Genomic DNA, 13,504 nt, shown 5'->3' with positions numbered 1-13,504 from the left:
CCGAGAGAATGCCCATGAGAATCGCGATAATGATCACCGCGATCACTGCGCCCATGGTAAGAATCAGCAACGGCTCCAGTAGAGTAAGACTGCATTTAACGCCAGAGTTCACGTGATCGTCAAAAACTTTTGCAAGTTCGAGCATCATGGTATCCATAGCCCCGGACTCCTCGCCCACCCGCGTCATCTGAATCACCATGGGCGTGAACATTTTGGCATCCGCCAGCGCCACCGACATGCGCTGCCCCGCTTTAACTGCGGGTGGCAAGGACCCCAGAGACGCTCTCAGCACCACATTCTCCACCGTCGCGATTGCAATATCGATGGCTTTTAGCAAAGGCACTCCATTACCAAGCAAAGTACCGAGGGTCCGCGCAAAACGCGCCATCTCAAACTCAAACACGATATTGCCGAACAGAGGTAGACCGAGCAGGCGCGCGTGCCAGCGCTGCTTACCCGAATCACTACGCAACCAGTTGCGCACAGCAATTACCGTCACCGTAAGCAAGATAGCCAGGAGCCAAAACCATGCGGTCACAAAATCTGCGGCATTGATTACGACGCGTGTGAGCGTCGGCAGGGAATCACCCATATCATTAAACAGTGACTCGAACTGCGGAACGACAAATGCCAGCATCACCACGATAGAAAGCACGGCGACGACGAACAAGATGGCCGGATAAATCAGCGCAGAAACAACGCTATCGCGGGTCGCCTTGGACTCTTCCAGATGCGCTACCAGCCGATCCAGTACCGCAGACATTTCACCACTGGCTTCACCGCTTCGCAGCATACTGAGGTAAAAGCGTCCAAAGAGGTCGGCGTAGGGCTCCAAAGAAACGCTCAGGGCTTTACCGCCTTTTACCGACTTGAGCACATCGGAAAGGAGTGCGCTCATAGAGGGCAGCGATGCCATCTCAATCAAAACCTTAAGGGAGCGATCCAATGGCAAACCGGCGCGGAGGAGTACCGCAAGCTCAGTGGTCATAGACAAAACATCTTGCCGCGACGGTGGGCGACCACTGCTGCGCCCGACCGCACTACCCGCTTCATCACTCTTAAGAGAGAGGAGCGTAAGCCCTCGCGCACGTAACTGACGGGAAGCAAGCTCCTGCCCAGTGGCCTCTAAAGTGCCATCCACTGTTTTTCCGTCGCGCCCTACCGCCCGGTAGTAGAAAACCGCCATGAATCTAAGCCGGCATCGGCTGGATACGGCTTACTTCGGCCGACGCACCCGTGGGCACACTATCCTCGGATTCACTTTGATCCTGCGTTACCCGAAGGACCTCCTCGAGGGAGCTCTCACCCGCGACCACTTTGCGAAGCCCGTCTTCATAAAGGGTGATCATGCCTTGAGTTCGCGCCGCGGCGTGTAGCTCGGAGGCATCCGCACCCGATTGAACAACCCCGCGCAGATCTTCATCGAGGAGGAACAGCTCGTGAATGCCCGTACGCCCTGAATAGCCGCTCTGCAAACAGTGCTCGCAGCCCTGAGCCTCAAACACCGTCCGTTCGCCGGGGGGTAAAAAGCGCTTGATGCCGCACTGGGCAATTTGCGTATCGGACAGCTCGACGGGCGTTTTGCAGTGGCTACACAACGTTCGAATCAGACGCTGGGCAAGCACGCCATTGACTGACGACGTTATCAGGTAGCGTTCGATACCCATGTCTTCGAGGCGGGTAATAGCGCCCGCCGCGGTGTTGGTGTGGAGCGTCGACAGCACCAGGTGCCCGGTGAGTGCCGACTGCACCCCAATCTGCGCTGTCTCGCCATCGCGCATCTCGCCGATCATGATAATGTCAGGGTCCTGCCGCAGGATGGCTCTCAGTGCTCGTGCAAAAGACAGCTCTATCTGCGCCTGCACCTGTATCTGATTGACCCCAGCAAGCTGATATTCGACCGGGTCCTCCACGGTAATAATCTTGCGATCCCGTGTTTCCATAGAGGCCAGTGACGCGTACAAGGTGGTCGTCTTACCGGAGCCCGTGGGCCCTGTTACCAACAGCACGCCGTGGGGTCGCGCGAGCAATTGCTGATAGCGAAGCAACGTATCTTCACTAAACCCCATATCCGGAAGCGACAGTTGGATGCTTTCTCTATCGAGTACGCGCATCACGATACTTTCGCCATGCACCGTCGGAATCGTCGACACGCGAAGATCCAGCTCGTGCCCTTTGACCCGGGTCATGATTCTTCCATCCTGGGGGAGACGTCGCTCGGCGATGTTCATATGTGACAGCAATTTAATACGCGATGCGATAGCCGGAGCGAGACTGGCCGCGGGAGGGTCAGCCATATCCTGTAACACGCCATCCACGCGATAGCGCAGGTGCAGACCATCTTCAAAGGGCTCAATATGAATATCAGACGCGGATAAATCCAGCGCCCGGTGGATCAGCTGATTAACCAAGCGAATGACCGGAGCCTCACTGGCTAGATCTCGAAGATGCTCGATGAACTCACCATCGCTTTGCCCGGCGAACTGATCGACCCCCTCTTCGTCATCCTCGTCTGAGGCACTATCGCTGAGCATCTGTTCCAGTGCCCGCGAGATATCGCTGTCCGTGCCCAGCATCAGTTTGATGGGCCGATCAAGCGCCATCGCCAGGGCTTTGCTGACATAGGAGTCTTGCGGCACTGACGCCGCAAAGGACGCTTCATTGTCCGTCACAGACACAGGAATCACGTTGTTGCTAACAAGGAACTCGCGCGCGAGACCCTCAGGCACGGGCGGCGTCTCTGGATAATCCGAGGCCGCCAGCAAAGGGATAGCAAGTTGTTCACTCAGGGCCTGAGCCACATCTGCCTCGGATACCAGCCCCAACTTTACCAGAACGCGGCCGAACAGATCGCCCATTTCAGCCTGCGCCAGCAAACTCCGCTCGACATCACGGGCAGAGAGCTTGCCCTGTGTAACCAGAATTTCGCCGAGTTTCTGTGTGGCCACCGTCTAAAACCCTTATTACCCGATCGTTAACCCCGACCCCTAAGACCGAGAATTCACAGCTAGGAACCTATGTCCGCCTACATGAGACGTCTCAGGGGCCAGTTAATTCGCCGCAGTTTACCACAGGGCTTCGGCTAACCCGGGGAACAACCGCAGTGAAGGCAGGCCTTATCCGACTGAGAATTCGTAGTCTTTAAACTGCTCACGCAGCCCTACTTTATGGATCTTTCCTGTCGCGCCATGGGGCAACTCGTCCACAAACTCCACCGCATCGGGCGTCCACCACTTGGCAATCTTGCCGTCGAACCAGGCGAGCATGTCCTCCGACGTCAGATCCTGACCATCGGCCGCTTTCACCACGACAAGCAAGGGGCGTTCGGACCACTTGGGGTGATAACGACCAATCACCGCAGCTTCCGCGACTTTTGGATGATCTGTCGCGGCGTTTTCTACATCAATGGACGAAATCCACTCACCACCAGACTTGATCACATCCTTGGTTCTGTCGGTGATCGCCATGTAGCCGGTAGGATCAATGGTGGCAACGTCCCCGGTCTCAAACCAGCCATCCTCGGAGTGCGCGCTGGAATCTTCACCCAGCTCATAGTAGTTAGAGCATATCCAGGGACCTCGAACCTTAAGAGAACCAAAAGCCTCTCCATCCCAGGGAAGCTCTTTGCCCTCATCGTCCACAATCTTCATTTCTACACCGAAGATGGGCCGGCCAGCCTTGAGACGCTGTTTGGCGAACTGCTCTTCGCCGTATTCCTCGCGAGCAGGCGTACATTCATTGACAGATCCCAGGGGGCTCATCTCGGTCATACCCCAGCCTACGCGGGTCTCGACACCGTAGCGGTCAAAGTCTTCCATCACAGAGAGGGGACAAGCCGCGCCGCCGACAATGACGCGATCCAGAGTCTCTACCGTCATCCCCGACTGCTTGAGATACGCCAGAAGTCCCAACCACACGGTGGGCACGCCGGCAGACATGGTCACGCTCTCGTCATTGATCAGCGAAGCAAGCGTCTCACCATCACCCATTTTGTTACCCGGGAATACGAGCTTGGCTCCCACCATGGGACAGGCGTAGGGCGTACCCCAGGCATTAACGTGAAACATCGGCACGATGGGCAAAACACCATCGCGACTGGACAGGCCCATAGCGTCGGGCATCAGGGTGGCGTAGGCATGCAGCATGGTGGAACGATGAGAGTACAGGACACCTTTGGGGTTACCCGTGGTACCCGAGGTGTAACAGAGCGCGCAGGCCTCATTCTCTTCCAGTTGCGGCCAGTCAAAGACATCTGAGTGGCTGTGGACCAAATCTTCGTAGCAGGATACGTTTTCCAAGGAGGTCTCGGGCATATGCTCCTTGCTGGTGAGCACAACCCACTCACGTACGTTGGGACACTGCGCAGCAACCGCCTCGACCAGAGGAAGAAAGTCTGCATCCACAAACACTACCTGATCTTCGGCGTGATTAATGATGTAGATGATCTGCTCTGGGAACAGCCGGGGATTGATGGTGTGACACACATAGCCGCTGCAAGCCGCTGCGTAGTAAGTCTCGAAATGGCGATAGTCGTTCCAGGCGAGGGTCGCTATGCGATCGCCCCGAGAGAGACCCCAGGCTGCCATACCATTGGCTAACTGACGCGTGCGCTTAAAAGCATCTTTGTAGGTGTAACGATGCCGAGGATTGTCGCGCGTAACAGAGACGATCTCCTGATTACCGTGCACCCTCTCAGCGTGCGACATAATTGAAGTAATCGTCAGTGCGGCATCCATCATCAAACCGTTCATTGGGGGCTCCTTCGTGTAACTGATATTTTTATAAATATGGCTCTAGTTATAGGTGTAGCTATTCGAGACGACTACGGTCGTTTTCAATCCGTCAAAAAGTTGTTCTGCAATCGCTATCGTTCTTAAGTATCCAGAGCATCCGGGGCAAGACTTACGCACCTTAAGCATCTAAAGAAGCACCTAAAGCGCCAGCCACTGCTCATCGCGACGACCAGCCAACTCTTCGCGCTCAAGTTTAATCAAATGCGCCTCCATGGACAGCTTTGCCCAGGGGTGCAGCGCCGGATCCACATCGTCATACACAGTCTTTACCAGCGCATCCAGATCGCAAATTTGCAGAGCCTTGAGTCCTGAGAGGACTTTGGCTTCGCGGGCCAGACGATGAGCAACCAGTCCCTCTATCTCGGCGCGGCTGTCATCGATCAATTCGCCATGACCCGGAGCTATGCACTGCAGCGGGTAATCAAGAAGCATCTCCAAGGCGGCAATATAAGCCTGCATATCGCCTCCCGGAGGGATAATCACCACGGTGCTGCCGTTCATGACGTGATCACCGGCAAATAGCATCCCCTCCTCTTCGAGGAGAAAACAGTAGTGATTGCTGACGTGTCCCGGGGTGTGCAGCGCTACAAGAGAGAGTTCATCGGTTTTCAAACAGTATTCGTGCTCAAGGGTCACATCAGGACTGAATGTCTCATCCTGATGGTCATCCCCCTCGGGTAGTGCACCTATCACCGTCGCTCCCGTAGCCTCGGCCACAGCTTTCCATGCGGGTGAGTGATCAGGATGCGTGTGGGTGCAAACGATGGTGCGAATCTTTCCATCACCCGCAGCCAAAATAGCATCGATGTGCGAATCAATAGCAGGACCCGGGTCAAGGACGATCACGTCTTCATCACCGAGTAGGTAGGTGTTGGTTCCCGGACCCGTCATCGCGCCCGGATTTGGCGCAACTAGCCGACGAACGCGGGGGCTCAGCCGCCAGGGCTTTCCGTGCTCCAGCATTTCAGACTAACTGACTAATGGGGACAAGGGGATCGACGTCCGCGTCATAGTCGACGCCATCGACCTCAAAGCCGAAAAGCTGCAGGAACTCCCGGCGATAACCGGCAAAGTCCGAGAGCTCGTGCAGGTTATCCGTCGCTACCTGCTCCCAAAGCTCACCCACCGCAGCTTGCACTGCTGGGTCTAACTCTTTGCCATCCGCGCGCAAGCGTCCTTCGTCGTCAAGCTGTGGGGTTGCTGCATACAGCGAGTCGCGAAACAGTCCGTCCACCTGCTCGATGCATCCCTCGTGAGTACCCTGCTCTTTCATGACTTTAAAAAGAATCGCAAGATAAATAGGCATGGCCGGTATCGCAGCACTCGCCTGGGTCACAACCGCCTTGAGCACGGATACACGCGCGTCTCCACCTTTGGCAGCCAGACGCTCTCGAATATCCAGGACGCGACGATCCAGGTCTTTTTTGGCAGCACCAATCGTGCCGTGCCAGTAGATGTCCCAGGTGAGTTTTTCGCCCACATAGGTGTACGCCGTAGTCTTCGAACCGTCCGCCAGAACGCCCGCTTCATCCAAAGCCTCAATCCAGAACTGCCAGTCTTCTCCGCCCATCACCGCCACGGTGTTATCAATTTCTTCCTGGCTTGCAGGCTCTAGATGAAACTCCTGAATCTCGCCCTTATCGGTATTGATCCCTTTTTGCGTGGTCGCGCTGCCAATGGGTTTGAGCGTAGAGCTATGGACTTCGCCAGTGCGAGGGTGCTGTCTGCGCGGAGACGCCAGGCTGTATACCACCAGATCAACCTGCCCCATGTGGGCACGAATCTCTTCGATCGCCCGCTCCTTGATCTCATCACTAAAGGCATCGCCATTGATGCTTTTGGCATACAAACCCGCAGCCTCAGCTTCGGCATGAAAAGCCGCTGAGTTGTACCAGCCCGCAGTGCCCGCCTTGCGCTCCGTGCCTTCCTTCTCAAAGAACACGCCGAGGGTTTCAGCACCGCTACCAAAAGCTGACACGATTCTTGACGCAAGGCCGTACCCCGTCGACGAGCCAATAACCAGCACTCGCTTGGGTCCGTTGGCGACATCGCCGTTGGCACGCACATAAGCGATTTGTCGGCGCACGTTTTCCGCGCAACCTACTGGGTGTGTGGTGGTGCAAAGAAAACCGCGAACGCGGGGTTTAATGACCATACAGCGCTACTCTCTCTTATCTCATTCCGTAACGGGCCTAAGACTCTTTTCACAGGCGGCTACACGCCCGCCCAGTCTGTCAGCAAAGGCGCAAAATTCTAACACAGGGAAACTAGCGCTAGCGGTGTTCCAGGCGGTTGCTAATCCAGACAGTCTGATAAGGCTCAAGGAGAATCTGCTGCGTATTGCAGTCCGCCCCGGAGATCAGGTCAGACCAGTCTTGCGCCTCGATGAGATTGATGTCGCTTAGCTGGAGATACTCAGCCTCATTGCTGACATTAGTAATGCAAAAAATGCTCTGACGCCGGTCTGAGCTTTGACGCCAAAACCCAAACAACGTAGATCCCAAATGCAGCGTGAACTGGGTGGCGTTGGGATGAAAAGCCGACTGTTTCTGCCGAATGGCCAAGAGCTCCATGATGCCGCTAAACACCTGTGCGTGATCAGAGTGGGCATCTGCAAGCTGCGCCTCCAATTCATCCAATTGCCATTGGTGTCGATTAATCGCCCGATTCTGCCCGGTGCTTTCGAGACGCTTCAGGTCGTTTCGGGTACCCACAAGGCTGTGGATGTAAATGCCAGGAATGCCTTCCAGCCCGAACATAATCGCGTGAGCGCAAACAAAGCGCCTGAGGCCAAACTCATCAGCCCCGGACGTGGTTCCCTGGAGCGCATCAATGAGGGCAATATTTATCTCGTAGGGCTTGTTCTGGCCGTTTTCCAGCGCACGATAGGACACATACCCCCCAAAGCGCCGCATGGTGCTGATGAGCGTTTGCAACTCTTCATCGGAGAGCAGGCCTTCTGCGGGTCGCAGCCCAATGCCGTCGTGGGAGGCAATGAAATTGAAGTAAGCAGTCCCGTGCTGCGGTGGCGGCATGCTCATCATCCACTGCTTGAGATAAAAGCAGTCTCCGGTCACCAGGGTGTTCACCAGCAGCGGCGGTAGTGAAAAGTTGTAAACACAGTGCGCCTCATTGCCATTACCAAAGTAGGAAAGGTTCTCCTGATTGGGGATATTGGTTTCGGTAATGATCATGGCATCGCCGCGGGCGTGCTCAATGAGCGTACGCAGCAAGCGGACAATTTCATGGGTCTTGCGCAGGTTTAGAGAACTGGTGCCGGGCTTTTTCCAAAGAAAGGCCACAGCGTCCAGACGAAAAATTCGCACGCCATTGTCGAGATAGTGACGGATGATCTCGACCATTCGCTTGAGTACTTCGGGATTACGAAAATTGAGATCAACCTGGTCATGGCTAAAGGTGCACCAAACGTGCCGGGTGCCATCGATGGCCTCTACCTCGCGAAGGAGCGGCGACGTGCGAGGCCGCACCACCAAAGACAGGTCATCTCTTGGCGATGCCGTGGCAAAATAATCCTTGCCCGGCTCTTCGTTGCGCAAAAAATTGGCGAACCACTCGCTTTCGCTGGAGCAGTGATTGATTACCAGGTCTCCCATGAGATTGTACTTAGCACCAATGGCAAGCACGTCATCCCAGTCGCCCAGTGACTCGTTTACCTGCAGATAGTCGATGACGGAAAATCCGTCGTCAGAGCTCCAGGGACAAAAAGGCAATATGTGAACGCCGGTAATACAGCCATCGGCATAGTGGTCCAGCCAGTACTTAAGCGTCTGCAGGGGAGCTTCATCAGCTTTTAGGATGCTGTCCCCGTAAGTGATCATCAGCGCATCGCGTTGATCCCAGTGATTGTGATGTTGGTCCGGCTGGGGCATATCATCCTGCAGCCGCATAATCCCCAGCAGCTGCTTGGCAAGGGACGCCATTTCTGGAGTCACTTCGCCCCCTGCATAAATTACCGAAAGCTGTTGGGCTACCCGGTCGCTTAAGCCGGAACGATGCTCATGACGGCCGTCATGGAAGCCTGAATGCTCAGCTGGGGGCATACTCCGCGGTGTCCTCTTCCACTGCCTGCAACAAACGCTCTCGAACGCTAGGCATTGCGCTGCTTACCCGAGACCAACTCGGAATAAATGGCCGCTCCATGGGCCGATCCAGAAAGGCCTCACCAGCCTTCATAATATTTTCAGCAAAGAGCTCCACCGCTCGCTCCTCACTGTGCAAATCATATTCGAGTCCGTTCATTACTGCATCATTGTGATAGGTCTCAACAAAATCCAATGCGACGCGGTAATAGCTGGCCTTCAGTGTGCGAAAACTCTCCGCGCTAAACACCACGCCGCGCGTAGCAAGCTTGCGAAACAGGGCTTTGCTGATGTCGATGGACATGCGCGATAAGCCCGCAGAGGCGTCATCTGCCGATAGCTTTTGATGTTTGTGATCGTAGTTGTCCGCAATGTCGACCTGACAAAGTCGATTATTCGCGTAGTTGCGATGCATCTCCGACAGCACGCCGATCTCGAGACCCCAGTCGCTGGGAATGCGTAGATCATTGAGTACATCGCGGCGGAAGGAGAACTCCCCCGCCAGAGGGTAGCGAAAACTATCCATGTAATTGATGTACTCCATGTCACCCTGCGTCTTTTTGAGTGCCCGGAGCAAGGGTGTCACCAGGAGCCGACTAACCCTGCCGTTGATTTTTCCGTTCGCCACCCGCGCGTAATACCCCTTGCAGAACTCGTAGTTGAAGTTGGGATTGGCCACGGGATAAATCAGTTTGGCGAGGAGCGTGCGATCGTAGGTGAGCACATCACAATCGTGCAGTGCGATGGACTCCACGCGATCCGCTGCCAGAAGGTATCCCATGCAATACCAGACGTTGCGGCCTTTGCCGAGCTCTCGCGGCGCCAGATCCATTTGCCGAAGCTCTTCATCGATCGCTTTAAGGCGGGGGCCGTCATTCCAAAGCACGCGATGGGGCTGAGGAAGTCGGGAGAAAAACTTGAGAGCGTCTCTGTACTCGTCCTCGGTCGCGCGATCCAGGCCGATGACAATTTGCTCGAGGTAGGGCACCTGCGCCAAGTGATCGACGATGCGCGGTAAGGCTTCGCCCTGGAGCTCTGAATAAAGCGACGGTAGGAGCAGACCCATGGGCCGCGATTTACTAAACCCGACCAGTTCCGCTTCCAGCTCGTCCACGGGCCGGCGGGAAAGATTGTGCAAGGTAGTGATGATGCCGTTCTGGTAAAAATCCGCCATGCTTAAACTTCCTCACGCAACTGATACAGGCCACGCAACCATTCACGCACCCCCATGGACCAGGCATCTGGTCCGTAACCCTCGCCAACGATAACGCCATCACCCCGTTCAAGTACCGGCAGCGCACGATCATGCGCAGGAATCTGTAAAGCTTGATGGGCGACTTCGAGCATGGGGACATCGTTCTCGCCATCCCCTACTGCCAGATCATAAACAGCCGAGGCACTGGCCGCCAGCGCGTATTGCTCCCGCAGCCACAACAATGCCTGTCCTTTATCGCAATCACCCGACACGCTATAGAAGCGCCCTCCTTTGAGCACTCTGGCGCCCGCTGCAGTGAGCGCCTGCAGAAACTCACCGAGATCCCGCTCCGTACCCCGCCACTGCACCGGCTCACTGTACTCGCGCTCATTGGCGAGACCGGCCTTTTCCGCGCTAAGCCCGGTCATCTCCATGATGCCTGCGGATCCTGCTGTCGCGAAATCCATGAAGCTATCGGGCATCTGAGAACGGAGGTCGTCCAAAGCGCTTTTCCAATGCATACGAGATGGCGCCAGCTCTCTAATCCAGTGGCCCTGTCTAAGTTCAGTACCTTCGGGTTGTTTCTGAAAGTAGCGCTCGGGTATACAAATAGCGGCGCCGTTCTCGACGATAAACGGATGCTCGTTGCCCAACTCTTCTCGCAGCTCAAGCATCTCCGCGCGAGTTTTACTCGACGCCAAAATCACCGGAATACGCATCGCCTCCAGCAACTGCAGCACGGGTTTCGCAGGCTCATTGCTATAGTCGTGGTGATCCAGTAGAGAGCCATCCAGATCGGTAACAACAAGATGAACGACAGTACTCAAGCGCCAGCCTCCAGGCCTTTTGCTCCGATGATTTTTCGATCAGCATCCATACGCAAGAGTACATCGGCGCGCTCTGGCAAGTCGCTCAGACATTGACGCGTGTAACGCTCAAAATGCTGCACAAAGCGGCTAAGCGCAGCGTCATCCATGAGGCCGTCGCCTTGGCCTCCCACCGCATCTCGAAGCTTCTGTTCCTGCTCCGCGCGCCAGCGGAGGACTTGTTCGAAGCCGGGCGCGGCAAGCATGATCCAAAAATCAAGCGCGTCATACAGCGATTCGTACTGATCTTTCAGCTGCTGGTTAGAGTAGTTGCGCCATTGCGAGTCCGGATCCTCTTCACGCTCTAGCGTGTTTATGGGCGCGGCGAGTGCGTCCGGGAGTTCACTGCGGGCACCAAGACACCAGCCCTCCAAAATGATGACATCCACAGGCGCGTTGCACCGTGTCCATGCTTCTTGGGGTGCTCGATCATCGGTGGATTTGTCAAAGCGCGGGACAAGCACCGGCTCCTCTGCGGCTTGGCCCAGGGCCTGGAGCACATCGCGCAATAGCGTTACGTCATGAGTCCCGGGGACGCCGCGGGTCTTCAATAGAGGGTGTACTTTGTCAGCAAGAACAAGGCGCTCGGCGCGGGTGAGATAAAAGTCGTCCAGGGACAGCGCGACCGCAGAAAAGCCATACTCCTCAGCCAGGCACACGCAGAGATATTCACCCAGGGTACTTTTACCTGAACCCTGGCTGCCGTTAAGGGCAACCCGAAGAGTAGAGCCACGCTGTTTACGATGCGCCGCGATTAGCCCTGCAAGGGGCTCAAAAAACCGCTCCGCTATAGACAGATAACTATCGGGCAGGCGATGCGAATCAAGGAAGCCACGCTGCCATGGTTTCACGCTGCTCGATGAATCAGACACTGTCAGAGTAAGAGTTTACGAATATCCCCAAGAAGCTGACAAAGTTCGGTAAGAAAACGGCCAGCGTCACCACCATTGACCACCCGATGATCGTAAGAGAGCCCCAGAGGCAATTGCAAGCGAGGCTGAAAGGCCTGCCCGTCCCAAACCGGCTGGGTATCTGCACGACTGACTCCAAGGATGGCCACCTCGGGTGCATTGACAATAGGTGTAAAGCCTCGCCCACCGATTGAGCCAAGACTCGATATAGTAAAGCCCCCACCCTGCATCTCTGCGGGCTTGAGCTTGCGCTCCCGCGCTTTGCCCGCCAGCTCAATCACCTCGTCAGCAAGTTCCCAAAGCGTCTTTTGATCAACATCGCGAATGACCGGCACTACGAGTCCCGCCGGCGTATCTACCGCCATACCAATATGCACATAGCGCTTGTAGGTGAGCGTGCTGCCACCATCGCTTAGAGAGGAATTCAATTTCTCGTTGTTTTTGAGGGCCACCGCGCAGGCTTTGAGCAAAAACGGCAGCGGCGTGAGGCGCGTTCCGCGCTTCTCGGCTTCGGCCTTTAAGGACTTTCTGAATGACTCCATTTCAGTAATGTCGGCGTCATCAAACTGCGTAACGTGAGGCACGTTCAACCAGCTACGCTGCATATTGGCCGCGGTAACCTTATCGATCTTGCTTCGCTCGACTACCTCTACGGGACCAAAGGACGAGAAGTCGACATCGGGAACTGCCGGAATGCCTGCGCCACCTCCGCCCGCTTCATTGGCAGCAAGCGCTCGGCTCACGTATTCGTGGAGATCTTCTTTGAGAATGCGTCCCCGCGGACCGCTGCTCTTTACAGAACCAAGGGGAACACCAAACTCCCTCGCAAGCCGTCGAACCGCCGGCCCCGCGTAAACCCCTTTACCGCTTGAGCTGGCCGCTGTCTCGGCCTTGGATGCCTTCGCTGGTTTTTCCGCTGCCGCAGCAGCGACTGGAGCTGCGGCCGGAGCGCTTGCACGGGTCTCGCCCTCTGAGGTCACCGGCGCTGCGGTCGCTGTAGCTGCACTCGACTCAACGACAGCATCAAGCACCAGAATCACATCGCCCTGTTTAACCTGCTGGCCCTCGTCGACGCACAGCGCTTTTACAACGCCCGACGCGGGTGACGGCACTTCCATCGAAGCTTTATCCGTCTCCAGCACAACCAGGGTGTCACCCTCGGCAACGCTATCCCCTACGCTGACGGACAACTCGATAAGATCAACCTCTTCATCGGTGCCGATATCCGGTACAGGTACATCCATCGTCTGAGCGGCTGCGGGCGCTGGCTCTGCGCTAAGGGGTTCCTGGGGAGTTGACTCAGCGGGCGCCTCATCCGCTTTGGCTTGACCACTGGCCTCAGCCGCCTGCTCAGGTGCTTGGGCTTCTTGAACACCGGCATCCGTTGTTTCGATCACCGCTACCGTCGCACCCTCTGCCAACTCATCACCTTCGCTGGCAAGGACTTCGACGACCGTGCCCGCCACAGTGGAAGGAATTTCCATCGACGCTTTGTCAGATTCGAGCACCAATAGCCCTTGATCAACTTCGACGACATCGCCGGGACTCACCAGTACTTCGACGACTTCGGCAGCGTCTGAACCGCCAATATCAGGGACTAGGACTGTTTCCTGTGCCACGGACTCTCTCCTCACTCGGC

At 56.1% G+C, this 13,504-nt stretch carries 10 protein-coding genes; all 10 read right to left on the bottom strand.

Going from position 1 to position 13,504, the window contains the following annotated elements; translation table 11 throughout:
• Positions 1 to 1,186, bottom strand: a 1,186-nt coding sequence (locus tag ACTG39_RS12500; RefSeq protein ID WP_439107899.1) for a type II secretion system F family protein, incomplete at its 3' end; no start/stop codon positions are given.
• A gap of 4 nt (positions 1,187 to 1,190) precedes the next feature.
• Positions 1,191 to 2,948, bottom strand: a complete 1,758-nt coding sequence (locus tag ACTG39_RS12495; RefSeq protein WP_439107898.1) for a GspE/PulE family protein — start codon at positions 2,946 to 2,948, stop codon at positions 1,191 to 1,193.
• A gap of 168 nt (positions 2,949 to 3,116) precedes the next feature.
• On the bottom strand, positions 3,117 to 4,751 hold the full coding sequence (locus tag ACTG39_RS12490; RefSeq protein WP_439107897.1) for a 3-(methylthio)propionyl-CoA ligase: 1,635 nt from the start codon (positions 4,749 to 4,751) through the stop codon (positions 3,117 to 3,119).
• Positions 4,752 to 4,931: 180 nt separating this feature from the next.
• Positions 4,932 to 5,756 carry an MBL fold metallo-hydrolase gene (locus ACTG39_RS12485; protein WP_439107896.1) on the bottom strand — a complete coding sequence of 275 codons (825 nt, stop codon included), beginning with the start codon at positions 5,754 to 5,756 and terminating at the stop codon, positions 4,932 to 4,934.
• 1 nt (position 5,757) lies between these two features.
• Positions 5,758 to 6,948, bottom strand: coding sequence for an enoyl-ACP reductase FabV (gene fabV / locus ACTG39_RS12480; RefSeq protein WP_439107895.1), 1,191 nt, complete (start codon positions 6,946 to 6,948; stop codon positions 5,758 to 5,760).
• 118 nt (positions 6,949 to 7,066) lie between these two features.
• Positions 7,067 to 8,854 (bottom strand): sugar phosphorylase, encoded by a 1,788-nt coding sequence (locus ACTG39_RS12475; RefSeq protein ID WP_439107894.1) that lies wholly within the window; start codon positions 8,852 to 8,854, stop codon positions 7,067 to 7,069.
• Positions 8,841 to 10,067: a glycosyl transferase gene (locus ACTG39_RS12470; protein ID WP_439107893.1), complete on the bottom strand. Its 1,227-nt coding sequence runs from the start codon at positions 10,065 to 10,067 to the stop codon at positions 8,841 to 8,843. The genes ACTG39_RS12475 and ACTG39_RS12470 overlap by 14 nt, the downstream gene beginning before the upstream one ends.
• A 2-nt stretch (positions 10,068 to 10,069) precedes the next feature.
• Positions 10,070 to 10,915, bottom strand: a complete 846-nt coding sequence (locus ACTG39_RS12465) for an HAD-IIB family hydrolase (protein WP_439107892.1) — start codon at positions 10,913 to 10,915, stop codon at positions 10,070 to 10,072.
• Positions 10,912 to 11,805 (bottom strand): hypothetical protein, encoded by an 894-nt coding sequence (locus ACTG39_RS12460; protein ID WP_439107891.1) that lies wholly within the window; start codon positions 11,803 to 11,805, stop codon positions 10,912 to 10,914. The genes ACTG39_RS12465 and ACTG39_RS12460 overlap by 4 nt, the downstream gene beginning before the upstream one ends.
• A gap of 23 nt (positions 11,806 to 11,828) precedes the next feature.
• Entirely contained in the window at positions 11,829 to 13,484 is a 1,656-nt protein-coding gene (gene aceF, locus ACTG39_RS12455; protein WP_439107890.1) for a dihydrolipoyllysine-residue acetyltransferase, read from the bottom strand.
• Between the last annotated feature and the right edge of the window lie 20 nt (positions 13,485 to 13,504).

The organism is Congregibacter sp., assembly GCF_965662665.1.
In the GTDB taxonomy this organism is placed as follows: domain Bacteria; phylum Pseudomonadota; class Gammaproteobacteria; order Pseudomonadales; family Halieaceae; genus Congregibacter.
The sequence above is the reverse complement of the archived record's forward strand: the minus strand, read 5'-3'. Positions and strand labels throughout refer to the sequence as shown.